Below are 18,263 nucleotides of genomic sequence, written 5' to 3'. Positions count from 1 at the left end.
CACCCGCCCGTTCCGTTCCCTCGCCCCGATCGGGTTGGATGGCCGGATGAGCGAGGAGAAGAGCGCCGTACCGGCGTGGGAGCAGCGGTTCAGGGCGGCACGGGTGTCGCTGCCGGACTGGGCCGAGGACGCGCCCGACCGGGCGCTGTACGTGTCCAACGCGACCGGCACCTACGAGGTCTACGCCTGGGACCGCGCCACCGGCACCCACCGTCAGGTCACCGACCGCCCGAACGGCACCACCGACGCCGAGCTGTCCCCGGACGGCGCCTGGATCTGGTGGTTCGACGACCAGGACGGCGACGAGTTCGGCGTCTGGCGCCGCCAGCCCTTCGCGGGCGGCCCCGACGAGGAGGCCGTGCCCGGCCTCGCCCCCTCCTACTCGGCCGGGCTGGCCCTCGGCCGCGACGGCACCGTGGTCGTCGGCCGCTCCACCGACGAGGACGGCACCACCCTGCACCTGCTCCGCCCGGGCGCTGCCGAACCGGTCGAGATCTACCGGCACGAGGAGTACGGCGGCGTCGGGGACCTCAGCCACGACGGCACCCTGCTCGCCATCGACCACACCGAGCACGGCGACGCGATGCACGCCGCGCTGCGCGTGGTCCGTCTCACCGGGGACGGCGTGGAGACCGTCGCCGAGTTGGACGAGGTGACCGGCCGGGACGAACCGCGCGGCGTCGCCTGCCTGGGCTTCGCCCCGGTCGAGGGCGACACCCGCATGCTGGTCGCCCACCAGCGCACCGGCCGCTGGGAGCCGATGATCTGGGACGTCGCCACCGGCACCGAGACGGCCCTCCCGCTGCGCGACGAGCAGGGCCGCGAGCTGCCCGGCGACGTCTCCGCGCAGTGGCGCCCCGGCGCCGGGGCGCTGCTGGTCGAGCACGAGTACGAGGCGCGCAGCGAGCTGTTCTCGTACTCGCTCGCGGACGGCCGGCTCACCCGTCTGGAGACCCCGCGCGGCACCGTCGGCGGCGCGACCCCGCGCCCGGACGGCACCGTGGAGTACCTGTGGTCCTCGGCCGCCGAGCCCTCCGCCGTCCGCTCCACCGCCGGCACGGTCGTGCTGCGGGCCCCCGGCCCGGTGCCGCCGGGCTCCGTCCCGGTCGAGGACGTCTGGGTGGACGGCCCCGGCGGGCGGGTGCACGCCCTGGTGCAGCGCCCGGCCGGCAGCGGCCCGGCCGACGGACCGCTGCCGACCGTCTTCGACATCCACGGCGGGCCGACGCACCACGACAGCGACTCCTTCGCGGCCGGCCCGGCCGCCTGGCTGGACCACGGCTTCGCGGTCGTCCGGGTCAACTACCGCGGCTCGACCGGCTACGGGCAGGCGTGGACGGACGCGCTGCACGAGCGGGTCGGCCTGATCGAGCTGGAGGACATCGCCGCCGTCCGGGAGTGGGCCGTCGCCAGCGGACTGGCCGATCCGCGGCGCCTGGTGCTGACCGGCGGGAGCTGGGGCGGTTACCTGACCCTGCTGGGCCTCGGCGTCCAGCCGGAGAGCTGGTCGCTCGGCGTGGCCGCCGTGCCGGTCGCGGACTACCACACCGCGTACGCGGACGAGATGGAGGCGCTCAAGTCGCTGGACCGCACGCTCTTCGGCGGCACCCCGGAGGAGGTGCCGGAGCGCTTCACCGCTTCCTCGCCGCTGACCTACGTCGAGCAGGTGCGGGTGCCGGTCTACATCAGCGCCGGGGTGAACGACCCGCGCTGCCCGATCCGGCAGATCGACAACTACGTCCAGCAGTTGGAGCGGCTCGGGAAGCCGCACGAGGTGTACCGGTTCGACGCCGGGCACGGCTCGCTGGTGGTGGAGGAGCGGATCAAGCAGCTGCGGCTGGAGATCGACTTCGTCCGGCGGCACCTCGGGATGCCCGGCGGGGTCGACGGAGGGGCTGAGTGAGACGTCTGCTGACGCTCGCGGGGGCGGCGGTGGCCGGGGCGCTGGTGCTCAGCGGCTGCTCGGGTTCGCAGGGCGACGACGCGGCCTGCCCACCGCCGGTCGGCCCGGCTCTGCCGAGTTCCACGGCGGCGGTGCCGACCGGGCCGGCCGCGCCGGCGCCGACGGCCCCCACCCCGACGGCGACCGCCTCGATGCCGACCGCACCGATGCCCACCGCACCGATGGCGACCGCCCCTGCGCCGAGGCCGACGAAGGCCGGTACGGCGACGAAGGCCGGTACGGCGACGAAGGCCGGTACGGCGACGAAGGCCGGTACGGCGTCGAAGGCCGGCGAGGCGGGAGCGGGGGCCGGATCGTTCGCCGTCCCGGCGGTGTACCGCCCGGGCGACGGCACGGTGGAGCTGGCCAAGGGGTCCAAGGGATCGAAGGGGTCGAGCGGTTCCAAGGGCTCGTCGGGTTCGAAGGGGTCGAGCGGTTCGAGCGGTTCGAGCGGGTCGAAGGGTCGCACGGTGCACCACCACATCGACCACTACGACTCGAACGGCACCGGCAGCGGCACCGGCAGCCGTAGCCACTGCCGCGACACGACCCCCGAGGGGGACGACGACACGTCGACGCCGTTCGGTGGTGCCGACCAGGGCGCCCCTTCGCAGACTCCGGACCGGCCCCAGGGCCAAGCGCCCGACCGAACCCCGGATCAGAGCCCGAGCCAGCAGCCGGGCCAGGCGCCCACACCGGCCCCCACCCCGCCCGCGGCGAAGCCGACGGCGCTCGCGCCCGCGCCCGCCAGACCCACGCGGTAGGCCCACGCGGTAGGGCCGCCGGAGGTCGGCCGGTCAGTCCAGGACCGGGTCCAGCCCGAGGGCCCGGTCCTGCGCCGCCTCCGCCTCACGGCGCAGCAGGCGGAACCACATGAAGACCACGAAGCCCGCGAAGACGAACCACTCCAGGGTGTAGCCCAGGTTCTGGAAGGCGCGCAGGGTGAGGCCGTCCCCGCCCTGCGGCTGGACGGTCGGCACGGCGGTCAGTCCGGCGGGCACCTGGTCGGCGGCCACCCAGCCGTCGTACCAGCCGTCATAGGCCAGCACGTTCAGCAGCGAGGCCCGGTTGATCATGCCGAGCTGCCCGGCGGGCAGGCCGCCCGCCACCGCGCCGTTGCTGCCGACCGACTCGTTGGCCTGGAGCCGCCCGGTGACGGTCACCTGCCCGGCCGGCGGAGGCTCGGCGACGGCCCCGGACGGGGAACCGGGCGCCCAGCCGCGCACCACGGCGACGGCGTGTCCGTCGGCGGTGCGCAGCGGCGTGAGCACGTAGTACCCCTGCTTGCCGTCCACCACCCGGTTGGGGACGAGGAGTTGGTGCTCGGTGTCATAGCTGCCGGTCACCGTGACGGGCTTGCCGACGGTCTCCGTGGTCACCTGCGGGGCGGCCGGGGAGAGCAGGGAGTCGATCGGCTTGGCGTCACTCGTGGCGGTGAGGGACTGCTTGGTCTCCTGGTGCGTGGTGACGCGGTCCTCGAACCGGCCGAGCTGCCAGGTGCCCAACCAGACGCACACCGCCACGGCCGCCACGGCCAGTGCGGTGCCGCCCAGCCAGCGCGGAGTCAGGAGGAACCGGTACACACCCCCCACGGTAACCATTCCTCACACCGTTCCGGACCACAGGGTCCGCCAGGGACGGGCGCAGTAGCCCGGCAGGGGCGCAGCCACCCGACAGGGGCGCAGTCGCCGAGACGGGCGCACCCCGCCGGCGAGAGACGCACCCCGCCGGTAAGTGGCGCACCCCACCCAGGACAGGCGCACCCCCCCGGGCGCGCGCCCCCGGCCCCCCGCCGGCGGCGGTCCCGCGCCCGCTCAACCCGTCGCAGCCGTCCCCGACGGCTGGGCGCCCGCCCCGCCCGGGGGCTGTACCGCCTGCACCCCGCCCCGGTAGAGCGTCCCCCCGCAGCCGACCGGCAGCGAGGCGGTCGCGGCCGTCGGGCTGCCGGGGGCCGGGGTGTGGGCGATGGTGGCGGTGGCCGGGCCGGTGGTGGGTCCTCCGGTCGGGGTGGCCGTCGGGCTGGGCGCCGAGGTGGCGCCGGAGGTGGGGGTGGAGCTGGCCCGCGGGTTGGCGCTCGGGGCCGCCGAGGCGCCGGTGGCGGGGACGCCCGAGGAGGCCGCGGGGGCCTGGCTGGTCAGGGCCGCCTGGTTGGCGGTGGGCGCGCCGGTCGCGGTGCCGGCGGAGCCGCAGCCCTGGTCGGGGATCCACACGAACGGCACCCGGTACCCGGCCTGCGGCGCCAGCACGGGCGGCTCGGCGTCCATCGCGGGCAGGCTGCCCGCCGGGTCGCCGGCGGCGTGGTCGGCCGTCCGGACGCGGCTGCGGTCGGTGCCGCTGACGTCGGTGACGGCCACCGCGCCGGGGCCGCCGAGGCGGCAGCCGTGTCCGGAGACGTTGTAGACCGTGAAGGAGCCGTAGATCCGGCCCTGTGCGTCGGCCGTGCCGACCTGTGCGGTGCCCTGCCCGAGGTCCGTCCGGGTGCACAGCGGGGTGATCGCGCCGTCACCGGTGCCGGGGGCCCCGGCGGGGGTGGTGGTGCCGGTCCGGGTGGTGTCCGCGCCGGGGCTCGGCGAGGCGGAGGCGGTGCCCGAGGAGGGCGCGGTGTCCCCGGTGACGCTCTGGCCGGTGTGGGCGGCCGTGCCGGTGCCGCCGATCGTGCCGGTCGTCCTGTCGCCGGGGGGTGAGGCGGCCGGGCTCTGCACCTCGGTCGAGCCGGGGCCGCCGGAGAGCCCGAGGTGGTCCCCCTCGTGCACGAGGGGGAGGACGATCGCGACGGCCAGCGCCAGCGCCGCCGCACCGGTCCAGGCCCCGCGGCGGGCGGCCCGGCGCCGCGGGACGGCCCGGCGGATCCGGGGCAGGGCGCCGGGCCGGGGTTGGATCCCGGCCACCGCGTGGTGCATGAGCTCGCGCAGCACCCGTTCCTCGGAGGAGAGCCCCGGGAACTCGTCGTCCCCGGGCCGCTGCCAGGCGCCGTCAGCCATGTCCGGCCTCCATCTGGACCCGGAGGGCGGCGAGTCCGCGGGATCCGTAGGCCTTCACCGAACCGAGCGAGATGCCCAGGGCGTCGGCGACCTGCGCCTCCGTCATGTCCACGAAGTAACGGAGCACCAGAACCTCCCGCTGACGGCGTTGCAGACCACGGAGCGCGGCCTTCAGCTGGTCGCGCTCCAGGGCATCGTAGGCACCTTCTTCTGCACTGGCCATGTCAGGCATCGGCTTGGGCAGCAGTCGCAGGCCGAGGATCCGGCGCCGCAGCGTGGAGCGCGACAGGTTCACCACGGTCTGCCGCAGGTAGGCCAGGGTCTTCTCGGGTTCGCGCACCCGGCGCCGGGCGGCGTGCACCCGGATGAAGGCCTCCTGGACGACGTCCTCGCAGGCGGAGAGGTCGTCGAGGAGCAGCGCGGCGAGCCGCAGCAGCGAGCGGTAGTGCGCCTGGTAGGTCTCGGTGAGCAGGTCCTCGCTGGTACCCGCGTCGGTACCGGCGCCGGAGTCCGCCGCACCGGGTGCGGCCGCCGTCATCTGGTCGTCTTCCGGCCTACTCGCAGACCAGGGCGCGCGCGACGGGAAGGCCACCGCGGCTCTCGCCGCAAGGCCCGTCCTTGCCCCCGCCATCGCGTTCGCCACGCCCGTTGGACACTCGATCCCCTGTCATGGTTGCCCATCCCGGGGGCCATTCTTCCGCATCGGCGGAAGGGCCCTCCAGGGGATTCCCCCGGGATTCCGGACGGATTGTGTCGAGGAGCGGACACAGGTCCGGACATCCACGGGCACAAGGGACGGACATCCACGGGTGGAGGGGCCCCTCGGGTCCCCGAACGGAGGGTCCTATTCCGACCCGGCCGCAGCCTCGTCGGCGACCAGCTCACCGGCGACCAGCTCGGCGATCTGCAGCAGGTTCAGCGCGGCGCCCTTGCGCAGGTTGTCGCCGCAGAGGAAGAGGTCGAGCGCGTCCGGCTCGTCCAGGGCCCGGCGCACCCGGCCGACCCACACCGGGTCGGTGCCGACCACGTCGTTCGGCGTCGGGAACTCCCCGGCCGCCGGGTCGTCGTAGAGCACCACACCGGGAGTCTCGCGCAGGATGTCCTGCGCGTGCGCCTGGCTGACCTCGCGTTCGAACCGGGCGTGCACGGCCAGCGCGTGGGTGCGGACCACCGGGACCCGGACGCAGGTCGCGGAGACCTTCAGGGCCGGCAGGCCGAGGATCTTGCGGGCCTCGTCGCGCAGACCGAGCTCCTGGGCGGCCCAACCGCCCTCGCACAGGCCGCCGGTCCAGGGCACGGCGTTGAGGGCGAGCGGGGCGGCGAACGGCCCGTCGTCGGCGATCACCACCCGCAGGTCGCCGGTCTGCCGGCCGACCTCGGTGCCGGCCACCAGCGCGGTCTGCTCGCGCAGCGCCGCGACGCCCTCGCGGCCCTCGCCACTGGCGGCCTGGTAGGTGGCGACGACCAGCTGCTCCAAGCCGTACTCGGCGTGCAGCGCACCGACCGCCGCGACCAGCGCGAGCGTGGTGCCGGCCGGGCTGGCCACGATGCCGCGCGGACGGATCCGCAGTGCGGCCGCGTTGACCTCGGGGACGACCAGCGGCACGTCCCCGGTGGTGCGGAAGGCGGCCGAGTCGTCGACCACCACGACGCCCTTGGCGGCCGCGATGGGCGCCCACTGGGCGGAGACCTGGTCGGGGACGGCGAACACGGCGACGTCGATCCCGGCGAAGGCCTCCTCCGTCAGCGGGACCACGGCGACCGCCTCCCCGCGCACGACCGGCGTACGGCCGGCCGAGCGCGGGGAGGCGACGAGCCGTACCTCGCCCCAGATGTCCTGACGGAGGGAGAGCAGGCCGAGCAGCACCTCGCCGACGGCGCCGGTGGCGCCGACGACGGCGAGGTTCGGGCGCCGGGTCATCGCCCGGTGCCCTCGCCGGGGTCACGGGTCATCGCCCGCAACCCCCGCCCGGCCGACGGGCCGTCGCCCGGTGCCCGTCCGGCTCACGGGTGATCGCCCGGGGGCCGCCCGGCTGACGGGTCATCGCCCGGTGCCGCCGTAGACGACCGCCTCGTCCGTCTCGCTGTCCAGCCCGAAGGCGCTGTGCACGGCGCGGACCGCCTCCGGGACGTCCTCGGCGCGGGTGACCACCGAGATGCGGATCTCCGAGGTGGAGATCAGCTCGATGTTCACGCCCGCGGCGGAGAGCGCCTCGAAGAAGGTGGCGGTGACGCCCGGGTTGGAGCGCATGCCGGCGCCGACCAGCGAGATCTTGCCGATCGCGTCGTCGTAGCGCAGCGACTCGTAGCCGATGCCCTCCTTGACCCGGCCGAGCGCGTCGATGGCCTTCTGGCCCTCGGTCTTCGGCAGGGTGAAGGAGATGTCGGTCAGGCCGGTCGACGCGGCGGAGACGTTCTGCACCACCATGTCGATGTTGACCTCGGCGTCGGCGATGGCGCGGAAGATGCGCGCCGCCTCGCCCGGCTTGTCGGGGACGCCGACGACCGTGACCTTGGCCTCGGAGGTGTCGTGGGCGACCCCGGAGATGATGGCCTGCTCCATCTCGCCCCCTTCGGGCTTGTTCGGGTTGTCGTTGCTGACGATCGTCCCGGGGAGACCCGAGAAGGACGAGCGTACGTGAATCGGGATGTTGTAGCGGCGCGCGTACTCCACACAGCGGTCGAGCAGCACCTTGGAGCCGGACGAGGCCAGCTCCAGCATGTCCTCGTAGGCGATCCAGTCGATCTTGCGGGCCTTCTTCACCACGCGCGGGTCGGCGGTGAACACGCCGTCCACGTCGGTGTAGATCTCGCAGACCTCGGCCTTGAGGGCCGCCGCGAGGGCGACGGCCGTGGTGTCCGAGCCGCCCCGGCCCAGCGTGGTGATGTCCTTGCTGGTCTGGGACACGCCCTGGAAGCCGGCCACGATCGCGATGTTGCCCTCGTCCAGGGCGGTGCGGATGCGCCCCGGCGTGACGTCGATGATGCGCGCCTTGTTGTGGACGGAGTCGGTGATGACGCCGGCCTGGCTGCCCGTGAAGGACTGCGCCTCGTGACCCAGGGATTTGATCGCCATGGCCAGCAGCGCCATGGAGATGCGCTCTCCAGCGGTCAGCAGCATGTCGAACTCACGGCCGGCAGGAAGCGGTGACACCTGCTCCGCGAGTTCGATGAGCTCGTCCGTCGTGTCGCCCATCGCGGACACCACGACGACGACCTCATGGCCGGCCTTCTTGGCGTCAACGATTCGACGGGCCACGCGCTTGATGCCTTCGGCATCCGCAACGGATGAGCCGCCGTACTTCTGCACGACAAGGCCCACGTGCGCTCCTCGACTTGGGTCGTTTGCGGGGGCGCGAGGCCCCCGTACCCCCCGGGATGGAAGGGGGGTGCGGTCGGCGTCAGTCTACCGAGGAGGGGTGCCGCAACTGGTGGTTTCCATATGATGAGACGCCCGTTTCAGCACGTGGGCGGCAGTTCAGGGGCCCGCACCGGCAGGTCTGCGGGCTGATCGCCCCTCGCGCGGAGAATCGCCGGACGAACGGATGCCGCCTCGGCCGGATTTCCCTCCGGGGCGGAGCGCTGAGGTTTCCGTCACACCTCCGCGCTCGGGGGCCCGCGGGGCGCCGCCGACCGGTGTGCGCCGCCTGCGGGGCACCGCCGCCCCGGGCACACCCGGGTGCGGTGTCACCAGCCGCCGCGCCGCCCGGCGCTCACCGTCCCCGCCCGGCGCTCACCGTCCCCGCCCGAGTTCGGCCGCCATCAGGGCGCCCGCCTGCTGCTCCAGCTGCTCGTCGGTGAGCCCGTCGTCGTCGGTGTCCGCACCGTCCGGTACGGCCCCGATCGGACTGTCCAGCCGGACGTGGGCGATCAGCGACTGCAGCGCCCGCAGCACCGCCGTGCAGGTCGTGCCCCAGTTGGACAGGTACGAGAACTGCCACCACCACAGCGCCTCGCTGACCCGTCCCTCGCGGTAGTGGGTCAGGCCGTGCTGGAGCTCGCCGACCACGCCGGCCAGGTCGTCCGAGATCCGGAAGGCGTTCGGCTTCTCCGGCGGGCCGTACGGGTCGAAGACCTCGTGGTAGACGTCGATCGGCGCGAGCAGTTCGGCGAGGCGCTCGCGCAGCTGCTCGGCGTCCGGCTCCGGCCCGGCATCGGGCTCGAAGCGGTCGTCGGGGACGACGTCCTCGATGGCGCCCAGGCGGCCACCGGCCAGCAGCAGCTGGGAGACCTCCAGGAGCAGCAACGAGACCGCACTGCCCGGCTCGTCGCCCTTGGCGACCTCGGTGACGGCGAGCACGAAGCTCTCCACCGAGTCGGCGATCTGCACGGCGAAGTCGTCCGGCTCCGAGCCGTGACCGTGGGTGTGCGGGGCGTGGGTCGAGGGCTCCCCGTGGGGCTGCTGGTTGGTCGTCCGGTCAGACATCGAGCAGTCGTCTCCCTTCGAAGGCGCGACCGAGGGTCACCTCGTCCGCGTACTCCAGGTCCCCGCCGACGGGCAGTCCGCTCGCCAGGCGGGTCACCTTCAGGCCCATCGGCTTGCACAGCCGGGCCAGATAGGTGGCGGTCGCCTCCCCCTCCAGGTTGGGGTCGGTGGCCAGGATCAGCTCGGTGACGGTGCCGTCCGCGAGGCGCGAGAGCAGCTCGCGGATGCGCAGGTCGTCCGGGCCGACGCCCTCGATGGGGCTGATCGCGCCGCCCAGCACGTGGTAGCGGCCGCGGAACTCACGGGTGCGCTCGATGGCGACGACGTCCTTGGGCTCCTCGACCACGCAGATGACGCTGAGGTCGCGGCGCGGGTCCAGGCAGACCCGGCACTGCTCGGCCTCCGCGACGTTGCCGCAGACCGCGCAGAAGCGGACCTTGTCCTTGACCTCCAGCAGCGCGTGCGCGAGGCGGCGCACGTCCGTCGGGTCGGCCTGCAGCACGTGGAAGGCGATCCGCTGGGCGCTCTTGGGCCCGACGCCGGGCAGCCTGCCCAGTTCGTCGATCAGGTCCTGAACCACGCCCTCGTACACGTCGCGCCTTCCCTCTGATGGTCGGTGGTGCTCCGGTGCCATCATCCAACGAATCGGGCGCCGGACACACCGCCCGGCGCCCGACTCCCACAGAAATCACATGGGCCTGTTGCGTGAACTTCAGAGTGTCTGCTTTTACGGACCAGGCGCTGGTGCACGCCCTGCCCCAGCCCGCGCGGCAGCCCGTCCCGGAGCCCGGCCAGCGCCCTGACCTGCGCCTTCACGGCCCACCGGGGGCGCCGGAGCCGCGTCGGATCGGCTCGGAGAGCTCGGAACAGCGCGGAACAGCGCGGAACCGGCTCAGATCGGCTCGGGACAGCTCGGGACAGGTCAGAACCGGCTCAGAACCGGCTCAGAAGCGTTTCAGAACGGCAGACCGGGGATGCCGCCGCCCAGCCCCTGGGTGAGCGGGCCCATCCGCTCGGCCTGCATCTTCTGCGCAGCCTGGTTGGCGTCCCGGACGGCCGCCAGGATCAGGTCCGCCAGCGTCTCGGTGTCCTCCGGGTCCACGGCGTCCGGGGCGATGGTCAGCGCCACCAGCTCACCGGAGCCCGTCACCGTGGCCTCGACCAGACCGCCGCCCGCCGTGCCGTTCACCTTCGCCTCGGCCAGCTCCTTCTGGGCCTTGGCGAGCTCTTCCTGCATCTTCTGCGCCTGCTTGAGCAACTGCTGCATGTTGGGCTGACCGCCACCGGGGAACACGGCTCACTCCTTGCTGTCATGCGGTTCGTCGTTCGTCGCCGCCGAGCCTACGTCCTCGCCCGGTCACCAGGAGTCAGTTGCCGCGGTGGTGGATCTCCTCCAGCACCGTGGCGCCGAGCTCCCGGATGATCAACTCCTGGCCGGAGAACGCCTCCTCGTTGAGGTCGGGGTCGTCCTCCTCCGGGATGTCGTCCTCCGGGGCCACCGGCTGCACCGGCCGGGACTGCTGGACCGGCGCGGACGGCGGAGCCTGCACCGGCGCGGGGGCCTGCGCCTGCGACTGCGGCCGTACCGGAGCGGGAGCCGCAGGGGCCTGCTGGACCGGCGCCGGGGCGGGGGCTGCCATCGGCGGCGCAGCGGCCGCCGGCCGGGCCGGAGCCCCCCAGCCGCCACCGGCCGGAGGCGCGCTCGGGGCCGCGCCGGCACCGCCGGACGGGTCCACGATGCACTCGATGCGCCAGTCCACGCCCAACGCGTCGGCCAGCGCCTGGCGCAGCACGTCGTCGCTGTTGCTGCCGACGAAGCTGTCCCGGGCTCCGGCGTTGATGAAGGACACCTGGAGCACGCTGCCGTCGAACCCGGCGACCTGGCCGTTCTGGCTGAGCAGGATCCAGGTGAAGCGACGGCGGTTCTTCACCGCCTCCAGGATCTGCGGCCACAGCTGCCGGACCTGCGCGGCACCCTGCTGCGCGGCCGCGGACGGCTGCCCGCCAGGGGCCGCCGCCGCAGGAACGGGCGCGGGGGCCGGTGCCGGTGCAGGAGTCGGGGCGGCTTGCGGCTGCGGCTGCGGTTGCGCCGCGGGGGACGCGGCGGGCGCCGGAGCGCCCCCGGCGGGCGGGAAGCTGCGCGGGATCGGCCAGGCGCCCGGCGCCGGGCCGGCGGGAGCCGCAGGCTGCGGAGCCGGGGCAGGCGCGACCTGGGGCGCCGGAGCCGGAGCGGGTTCGGAGGCCGGGGCCGGAGCCGGGGCCGAAGTCGGCATCCCCGCCGGAGGGACCGGAGCAACCGGAGGAACCGGGGCAGCAACCGGAGCGGCCATCGGCGCCACTCCTCCTACAGCCGCGGCGAACCCGCCGGCCGCCGCCCGCCGCTCCAGCTTGTCCAGCCGCGCCTGCAGCGACAGCTCGTCGCTGTACGCGCCCGGCAGCATCACCCGGGCGCAGATCAGCTCCAGCTGCAGCCGGGGCGCCGCGTTGCCGCGCATCTCGGTCAGCCCGGTGTTGACGATGTCCGCCGCGCGGCTCAGCTCGGCCGCGCCGAACGCGTCCGCCTGCGCCTGCATCACCGCGACCCGGTCCGCCGGGGCGTCGATCAGGCCCTTCTCACCCGCGTCCGGCACCGTGGCGAGGATCACCAGGTCGCGCAGCCGCTCCAGCAGGTCGGTGACGAAGCGGCGCGGGTCGTGTCCGCCCTCCACCACCCGGTCGATCACCTGGAACACCGTGGCCCCGTCGTGCGCGGCGAAGGCGTCCACCACCTCGTCCAGCAGCGCGGAGTCCGTGTACCCGAGCAGCGAGGTCGCCATCTGGTACGTGACGCCCTCCGCCCCGGCGCCGGCCAGCAACTGGTCCATGACCGACATCGAGTCACGCACCGAGCCCGCCCCGGCCCGGACGACCAGCGGGAACACCGGGTCCTCGACCTGGATGCCCTCGCGGCGGCAGACGTCCGCCAGGTAGTCGCGCAGCGTGCCGGGCGGGACCAGCCGGAACGGGTAGTGGTGGGTACGGGACCGGATCGTCCCGATCACCTTCTCCGGCTCGGTGGTCGCGAAGATGAACTTGAGGTGCTCCGGCGGCTCCTCGACCACCTTGAGCAGCGCGTTGAACCCGGCCGAGGTCACCATGTGGGCCTCGTCCAGGATGAAGATCTTGTACCGGCTGTGCACCGGCGCGAAGAAGGCCCGCTCCCGCAGCTCGCGCGCGTCGTCCACACCACCGTGCGAGGCCGCGTCGATCTCGATCACGTCGATCGAACCGGGCCCGCCGGTCGCGAGGTCCCGGCAGGACTGGCACTCCCCGCAGGGCGTCGGCGTCGGCCCCTGCTCGCAGTTCAGGCAGCGGGCCAGGATGCGCGCACTCGTCGTCTTCCCGCACCCGCGCGGCCCGCTGAACAGGTACGCGTGGTTGACCCTGTTGTTGCGCAGGGCCTGCTGGAGCGGAGCGGTCACGTGCTCCTGCCCGATGACCTCCGCGAAGGTCTCGGGGCGATAGCGGCGGTACAGGGCTAGGGACACACCACCGACGATATCGGGACGGACCGACAAACGCGTCGCCCCTCACCCCGGGGCCCCGCCTCCCCCGGCCCGGGAACGCAAAGACCCCCCGTGCACCCGCCAGAGCCCTCCTACCCTTGCTGCCTTCCGGCCCTGGGGGGGTTTAGAGAGATGACGCCACACGAGGGGCTGACCCCCACACTACCGGATCCCGGCCCCGACGATCCACAGGCCACCCCCACCCTCCCGCCTGCGGGATAGCTGGTCGCGAGCACCCCAAAACATGTACTAAGCTCTCCCACGGAGGATTCGCCTAGAGGCCTAGGGCGCACGCTTGGAAAGCGTGTTGGGGGCAACCCCTCACGAGTTCGAATCTCGTATCCTCCGCCTCTGCCTAGCAAGGCAGTTGAAGGCCCCGACCGGGAATCCGGTCGGGGCCTTCTTCGTGTCGTGGTCTCAGTTCTGGTCTCAGTTCGTCGGCACCGGGTGGGCGACCACCCGGACCACCCCGGCGGCCCCGCAGCCCCGGAGGCCCGACCACTGCCACGCACATGATCCCCGCCTGAACGGGTAGCCGCATGGTTCGAGGAGCTGCAACGGGAAGCAGGCGAACCACCGTGGAGAGTCACCTCGGCCCAGCAGCGGTCCGCCGTCACTGCCATCTGGATTTCACCGCCGGAAGTGGAGCATCCCCCGTCAGCGAAGGGCGGGCGTTCACCCGCCGAACCCTGTCCGGTTGGCATCTCGCCCCATCCGTTCTCGGAGATGACGTCCAGCTCGTCGTCTCGGAACTGCTCACCAATGCCGCCACGTACACGGCGGGCCCACTCGCACTGGATCTGGACCAGAACGGCCCGTGCCTGCGCATCACCGTCACCGACCCCCAATCCGGCAGCACGCTGCCCGACCCCGGCACGCACCAACCGTCCCGGGTCGGCGGCCATGGCCTGTTCATCGTCGACCGCCTCGCCCTCTGCTGGGGTGCCCTCCCGAACGACGGCGGCAAGGCCGTATGGGCCGAACTCCTCGTCCCCTCCGAACAACCACCGCCATCGCCTTGAAACCCTGCGCCGTGACACGGATCCGCGGGCGAAGACTCGACCCCGCATTCCACGGTGTGGCCCATCAGCGGATCATCAAGTCAGGCATGGCAAAAGCGGAATCCGGGTTCATACTTGAGGTGTGTCGGATGAGCGAGAGCCGCGAACGGGCTGGACGTTCCTGACGCAGCACGCGCGGGTGCTGTTGTTGGTCTCGCGGGATGCGGACGTCCGCTTGCGGGACCTGGCCGCGATGTGCGGGATGACCGAACGGGCCGCGCGGGCGATCGTCACGGACCTGGAGAAGGCCGGCTACCTGACCCACTCCCGGCACGGACGCCGCAACCGCTACCAGGTGGTCCGTGGCACGTACTTCCGTCATCCCGCCGAGGGCCACCACGAGATCGCCGGGCTGCTGGCCCTGTTCGCCGATCCCGCCCCCGACGCCGGCCACCAGCCTGCGACCACCACCGGTGATCATCATGATGAGCATCCGTGACCCCGCGCCAACCCGTCCCCCGTACCCCGCCGCACCTTGTGCGCGTCCCGGCCGCTCTGCCACCACCCCTCCCGTTGAGGCGGTGAGTCCAGTGCCCGACCCCAGCGGATCCACCCGGCACGACTGCCCCGACCCCCCGCGCGTTCCCACCCCGCACCTGCGGATCACCACTGCGAAGCTCCCCGGGACGGCCGTGATCGTCCGCATCGACGGCGAAGCGGACCAGGAAGACCGCCGCAAGCTGGACGACGCCCTCTCCCGCGCTCTCCAGGACCGCCCACCCCGGCTGGTCATCGACCTGGCCGGCCAGACCTTCTGCTACTCCGTGTGCCTCAACGCCCTGCTCGCCGCCCGTATGGACGCGAGGGCCGCAGGGGTGGAGATGGTGCTGGCCGCCCCGCCGCCCCAGACCATGCGATTGCTGGAGATCACCGGCACTGACGAACTCTTCACCGTCCGGAGCAGTGTGCGCGCCGCCCTGGCAGGTGCCAGGGAGATCGGGTGAGGAGCTCCGGACGGACACTCCGTCTCGCTACGCGGTGACCCTTCCGGGTGTGCCCGGCAGGCACAATCCGCTCGAGGTCGTCGTCGTTCATGCCACGGACGAGGTGACCGCGGACGGGACCACGGTCTACGCGGACAAGGCCGGCACCTTCCGCGTAGAGATCAACGGGGAGACGGCCCGACCGCTCGCCGAGCCGACCGGACAGGGACGGCCCACCTGCCTGCACGCCACCCCACTGCCCTGACCTCGCCGCAGCTTCGCTCCGGGCATGGCCCGACCTGCCACCGTGCTCGATTCCCGGCGGGCGCAAACAGCCCAGGACCCTCGAACGCGGGCACTCAGCCTCAGGCAGCCTTGCCCGCGAGGAGGCTGGTGACACGGTCGGCCATGAGGACACCGAGGATGTAGCCGTCCTCATCGACCACGGGCCAGACCGCCAGGCGCTTGACCCGCATGGCGATCGCGGCCAGGGCCAGGCCCATGGTCGGCCAGGCGAACGGGCCGCGCTGGTGGGTGGTGGCACTGATCGCGGTCCGTCCGGTGTACCAGGAGCGGTTCAGGAACGGATGGAGTCCGGTGCGGGTGACCAGCCCCTCGCACCGGCCGTCGTGGTCGCGGACCAGCAGGTAATCGAGGTGGGCGCCGCGGAGGATGTCGTCGGCCTGGTCAACGGTGCTGTCGTCGGCTATCTGGTAGTCGCAGGGGTCCATGGCGTCGGCGACTGTGAGGCCGTGGCCGGGCCGCACCGACTGCGGGGAGTGGATGGTCACGGTGCTCACCGTTCCCGTCTCCGGCCGCCCCCTGGGGGCTGCCGAGCTTTCCTTCACCCAGAACGAGGCCGGAACGGCTACCGGAATGCGTGATGCCCTGGATGCCTACGACCCTACTCCGGTGGCGAACGGACCGGAGCAGACCGCTGCGGAGTAGCCTGGAAGACAACCGAGGACATATCGCACATCGGCATCAGCGTCGACGTCGCCCTGGGTCATGACGGGTCCCTCGCGGACCGGACGGGCGGCTTCGTATGATGCCGATTCCTTTCCCCACCTCTTCCTCTCCTGGGCCGTGGATGGCACCCGGCGCCCCGCTGCTGCCTCGCCTGGTTCTGGAACCGACGATGTCACGGGAGGGCGTCTTCGACGGCGCCTGGTGGCCCCGCTCGAACCACGTCCTCGCCGAACTGCCGGACCTGATCACCGCGCTCGGTGCCCACTTCGGGCGCATCGTGCGGGTCGGCCTCGACACCTCGGCCTGGGACGGCGTGCCCCGGTCCGTGGCGGCGAACGGCCTGACGGTCAGAATCAACTGGTTCACCGGCAGCGACGCGACGATCAACGTCACCCGGGGGTTCCAGGACCACTTCCTGCTGCTGGTGGTACCGCCCGGCACCAAGTCGGCAACAGCCGCCTCGGCGATGGCCGGCGCCTCGGCGACCGGCAACCACACCCCGGCGGCAGAACTCCTGCTCGGCTGAGCGGCCCGGCGGCGCGTGCCGGACCGCTCAGCCCGAGACCTCTCCGGCGAGTTACCCGGCGCTCCCGCCGGGAGCGTCGGCAGCACCGACCGCGTCGCCCCACAGAGCCGCGCCGATCTTCTTGCCGACGTCGTTCAGCATCGGCTCGGTGACGTGCTGGTAGCGCTGGGCCATCGAGGTCGAGGACCAGCCCATGATCGCCATCACGATCCGCTCCGGCACGCCGAGCAGGAGGAGGACGGTCGAGGCGGTGTGGCGGGCGTCGTGGAGGCGGCCGTCGCGGATGCCGGCCTCGCGCAGGAGCCGCTTCCAGTGGTGGTAGTCGGTGCTGGGGTTGAGCGGCTCGCCGGTCTCGGAGGTGAAGACGTAGCCCTTGTCCGTCCAGAGGTCGCGGGCGAGGGCCCGCTCGCGGTCCTGTTCCTCCTTGTGCTGCCGGAGGATCACGACGAGTTGCTCGGGCAGCGGCACCGCGCGTCGCCCGGCTCGGGACTTGGTGTCCTTGGTCTCGCGGCGGATCGGCTCCTTCTTCGGGCAGAAGCCGGGCTTGCGCCCGCAGTGGTCGCCGCAGCCGTGCCGGTACTTGGGCCGCAACCGGCCGCGCTTGACCCAGGCGACGCCTCGGGCGAAGTCGACGTCCTTCCACTGGAGCCCGAGCACCTCGCCCTGGCGCAGGCCGAGGGCGAGCGCGAAAATCCAGCGGGCGGAGTTGCGGCGCTTGCGCGCCGTGTCCATGAGCGCCTGGACCTCCTCGATCTCGAACGGCTCGACCTCCTCCTCATCGAGCTTCGGGGCCTTGGCGATCGTGGCCACGTTGCGGGTGAGGTGGTCGCGCCGCAGGGCCTCGCCGAGGGCGACACGGATGGTGCGGTGGGCTTGGTGGGCGGTTCCGGCGGCGCTGCCAGCGGCCTGCATCTTCTTGTAGAAGCGCTCCAGGTGCTCGGGTTCCAGCTTCTCCAGGCGGTGCGCGCCGAGGCCGGGGACGAGGTGCACGCGGACGGCGACCTCGTATCCGGCGTACGTGTTCTCGCCGACAGTGCCGGGCACGATCTCGGTGATCCAGTGGGTCAGCCACTTGCCGACCGTCCACTTCTGGCCGGCCTTGGGCACGGTGCCGTTGTCGCGCAGCTTCTCCAGCTTGCGGACCTTGGCCGTGACCTCGGGGCGGGTCTTGGCGCTGACGTGGCGGCGGTCGGGAGTGCCGTCGTCCTTGACGCCGACCGTAACGCGGCCGTGCCACCGGCCGTCACTGCCCTGGTAGATCGAGGAGTCGCCGTTGGGCTTGCGGGTGTTGGCCATCGGTCCCCCTCAGGCCGCGAGCGCGGCGGTCGAACCGGCGGCCTGCGCACGGGCGGCCACGTACTCCTTGAGCGCCTCGGCGGGCACCCGGCGGAGACGGCCGATCGTCACGGACGGGACCTCGCCAGAGGCGACCAAGGCATACATCGTGGTGCGGCCGACTCCGAGGCGGCGGGCAGCTTCCTCGACCGTAAGGGCGACGAGCGTGGGATCTGGAGCCGTGTCGCAGTTCGCGACAAGAGCGAGCAGGCTCTGCTCGGGCAGGCCAAGGGCCTCTGAGAGGCGGGAAAGGTAAAGGGCGGGCTGAGGCATGGGACTCCTCGTCGACCGCGCAGGGCTGGCACCCCGGACGGTCTGATCGTGTGATGGGTGGTCATGGCGGCGCGATCCCTCACCCAGGCGCGCTAACACCTGGAGCGAGACGCGGACGGGTCTGGCGGACCGTCACGCGTGCCGCGTGGTTCGGGGAGCCGGGTCAGACAGGTACTCCCAAGTGCTTAGAAGCGATTCCCAAACCGGGGGACATGGCTGCCGCTCGAACTTCCGTGCGCATCAGCCTCGTTCAGGTGATCAGTTCGCGGCCGGCGCATAGAA

The 18,263-nt window shown here is 72.8% G+C and carries 19 protein-coding genes, 1 tRNA gene and 1 other RNA gene; 8 read left to right on the top strand and 13 right to left on the bottom strand.

Features of this window, described 5'->3' with window-relative positions:
- Nucleotides 1-46 precede the first annotated feature (46 nt).
- Both ABT247_RS14195 and ABT247_RS14190 read left to right on the top strand, forming a co-directional pair.
- Complete coding sequence (locus tag ABT247_RS14195; protein WP_350742452.1) at nucleotides 47-1,903, top strand: S9 family peptidase; 1,857 nt, start codon at nucleotides 47-49, stop codon at nucleotides 1,901-1,903.
- Complete coding sequence (locus ABT247_RS14190) at nucleotides 1,900-2,706, top strand: hypothetical protein (RefSeq protein WP_350742450.1); 807 nt, start codon at nucleotides 1,900-1,902, stop codon at nucleotides 2,704-2,706. The genes ABT247_RS14195 and ABT247_RS14190 overlap by 4 nt, the downstream gene beginning before the upstream one ends.
- 33 nt (nucleotides 2,707-2,739) lie before the next feature.
- On the opposite strand, the gene ABT247_RS14185 is transcribed toward ABT247_RS14190, so the two are convergent.
- The 10 genes from ABT247_RS14185 to ffs form a co-directional block, all read right to left on the bottom strand.
- Nucleotides 2,740-3,525 (bottom strand): SURF1 family protein, encoded by a 786-nt coding sequence (locus ABT247_RS14185; RefSeq protein ID WP_350742448.1) that lies wholly within the window; start codon nucleotides 3,523-3,525, stop codon nucleotides 2,740-2,742.
- A 231-nt stretch (nucleotides 3,526-3,756) separates the two neighbouring features.
- A complete protein-coding gene (locus ABT247_RS14180; RefSeq protein ID WP_350742446.1) occupies nucleotides 3,757-4,923 on the bottom strand; it encodes a hypothetical protein in 1,167 nt (388 codons plus the stop codon).
- Nucleotides 4,916-5,461, bottom strand: coding sequence for a SigE family RNA polymerase sigma factor (locus ABT247_RS14175; RefSeq protein WP_350742444.1), 546 nt, complete (start codon nucleotides 5,459-5,461; stop codon nucleotides 4,916-4,918). Before ABT247_RS14175 ends, ABT247_RS14180 begins: the two co-directional genes overlap by 8 nt.
- 306 nt (nucleotides 5,462-5,767) lie before the next feature.
- Nucleotides 5,768-6,844, bottom strand: coding sequence for an aspartate-semialdehyde dehydrogenase (locus tag ABT247_RS14170; protein ID WP_350742442.1), 1,077 nt, complete (start codon nucleotides 6,842-6,844; stop codon nucleotides 5,768-5,770).
- Nucleotides 6,845-6,964: 120 nt separating this feature from the next.
- The gene (locus ABT247_RS14165; protein ID WP_350742440.1) at nucleotides 6,965-8,245 is read right to left on the bottom strand and encodes an aspartate kinase; all 1,281 of its coding nucleotides are present in this window, start codon (nucleotides 8,243-8,245) and stop codon (nucleotides 6,965-6,967) included.
- A 411-nt stretch (nucleotides 8,246-8,656) separates the two neighbouring features.
- Nucleotides 8,657-9,349 carry a DUF5063 domain-containing protein gene (locus tag ABT247_RS14160; protein ID WP_350742438.1) on the bottom strand — a complete coding sequence of 231 codons (693 nt, stop codon included), beginning with the start codon at nucleotides 9,347-9,349 and terminating at the stop codon, nucleotides 8,657-8,659.
- Entirely contained in the window at nucleotides 9,342-9,941 is a 600-nt protein-coding gene (recR, locus tag ABT247_RS14155; protein WP_350742436.1) for a recombination mediator RecR, read from the bottom strand. Before recR ends, ABT247_RS14160 begins: the two co-directional genes overlap by 8 nt.
- Nucleotides 9,942-10,304: 363 nt before the next feature.
- On the bottom strand, nucleotides 10,305-10,643 hold the full coding sequence (locus tag ABT247_RS14150) for a YbaB/EbfC family nucleoid-associated protein (protein ID WP_350742434.1): 339 nt from the start codon (nucleotides 10,641-10,643) through the stop codon (nucleotides 10,305-10,307).
- Between the two features lie 73 nt (nucleotides 10,644-10,716).
- A complete protein-coding gene (locus ABT247_RS14145) occupies nucleotides 10,717-12,876 on the bottom strand; it encodes a DNA polymerase III subunit gamma and tau (protein ID WP_350742432.1) in 2,160 nt (719 codons plus the stop codon).
- A 76-nt stretch (nucleotides 12,877-12,952) separates the two neighbouring features.
- Nucleotides 12,953-13,049, bottom strand: an RNA gene (gene ffs / locus ABT247_RS14140) — signal recognition particle sRNA small type.
- 108 nt (nucleotides 13,050-13,157) lie between these two features.
- On the opposite strand from ffs, the gene ABT247_RS14135 reads away from it, so the two are divergent.
- From ABT247_RS14135 to ABT247_RS14115, 5 genes are all read left to right on the top strand, one after another.
- A tRNA-Ser gene (locus ABT247_RS14135) sits at nucleotides 13,158-13,242 on the top strand.
- A gap of 230 nt (nucleotides 13,243-13,472) precedes the next feature.
- Nucleotides 13,473-13,916 (top strand): ATP-binding protein, encoded by a 444-nt coding sequence (locus tag ABT247_RS14130; protein ID WP_350742430.1) that lies wholly within the window; start codon nucleotides 13,473-13,475, stop codon nucleotides 13,914-13,916.
- 121 nt (nucleotides 13,917-14,037) lie between these two features.
- Nucleotides 14,038-14,394, top strand: coding sequence for a MarR family transcriptional regulator (locus ABT247_RS14125; protein ID WP_350742428.1), 357 nt, complete (start codon nucleotides 14,038-14,040; stop codon nucleotides 14,392-14,394).
- 82 nt (nucleotides 14,395-14,476) lie between these two features.
- Nucleotides 14,477-14,899, top strand: coding sequence for an STAS domain-containing protein (locus tag ABT247_RS14120; protein ID WP_350742425.1), 423 nt, complete (start codon nucleotides 14,477-14,479; stop codon nucleotides 14,897-14,899).
- Nucleotides 14,859-15,143, top strand: coding sequence for a DUF6296 family protein (locus ABT247_RS14115; protein ID WP_350742423.1), 285 nt, complete (start codon nucleotides 14,859-14,861; stop codon nucleotides 15,141-15,143). Before ABT247_RS14120 ends, ABT247_RS14115 begins: the two co-directional genes overlap by 41 nt.
- Nucleotides 15,144-15,243: 100 nt before the next feature.
- Here the strand turns inward: ABT247_RS14115 and ABT247_RS14110 are convergent, their stop codons facing one another.
- The gene (locus ABT247_RS14110; RefSeq protein WP_350742421.1) at nucleotides 15,244-15,678 is read right to left on the bottom strand and encodes a CBS domain-containing protein; all 435 of its coding nucleotides are present in this window, start codon (nucleotides 15,676-15,678) and stop codon (nucleotides 15,244-15,246) included.
- Nucleotides 15,679-15,923: 245 nt separating this feature from the next.
- Between ABT247_RS14110 and ABT247_RS14105 the strand changes: the two genes are divergently transcribed.
- Nucleotides 15,924-16,373 carry a DUF5994 family protein gene (locus ABT247_RS14105; protein WP_350742419.1) on the top strand — a complete coding sequence of 150 codons (450 nt, stop codon included), beginning with the start codon at nucleotides 15,924-15,926 and terminating at the stop codon, nucleotides 16,371-16,373.
- Nucleotides 16,374-16,424: 51 nt separating this feature from the next.
- On the opposite strand, the gene ABT247_RS14100 is transcribed toward ABT247_RS14105, so the two are convergent.
- Nucleotides 16,425-17,669 (bottom strand): tyrosine-type recombinase/integrase, encoded by a 1,245-nt coding sequence (locus ABT247_RS14100; protein ID WP_350742417.1) that lies wholly within the window; start codon nucleotides 17,667-17,669, stop codon nucleotides 16,425-16,427.
- Nucleotides 17,670-17,678: 9 nt separating this feature from the next.
- Nucleotides 17,679-17,981, bottom strand: coding sequence for a helix-turn-helix domain-containing protein (locus ABT247_RS14095; RefSeq protein ID WP_350742415.1), 303 nt, complete (start codon nucleotides 17,979-17,981; stop codon nucleotides 17,679-17,681).
- Nucleotides 17,982-18,263 lie beyond the last annotated feature (282 nt).

It is taken from the genome of Kitasatospora sp. NPDC001539 (assembly GCF_040298565.1).
Taxonomy (GTDB): domain Bacteria; phylum Actinomycetota; class Actinomycetes; order Streptomycetales; family Streptomycetaceae; genus Kitasatospora.
This window is presented reverse-complemented; position numbering and strand designations above follow the sequence as displayed.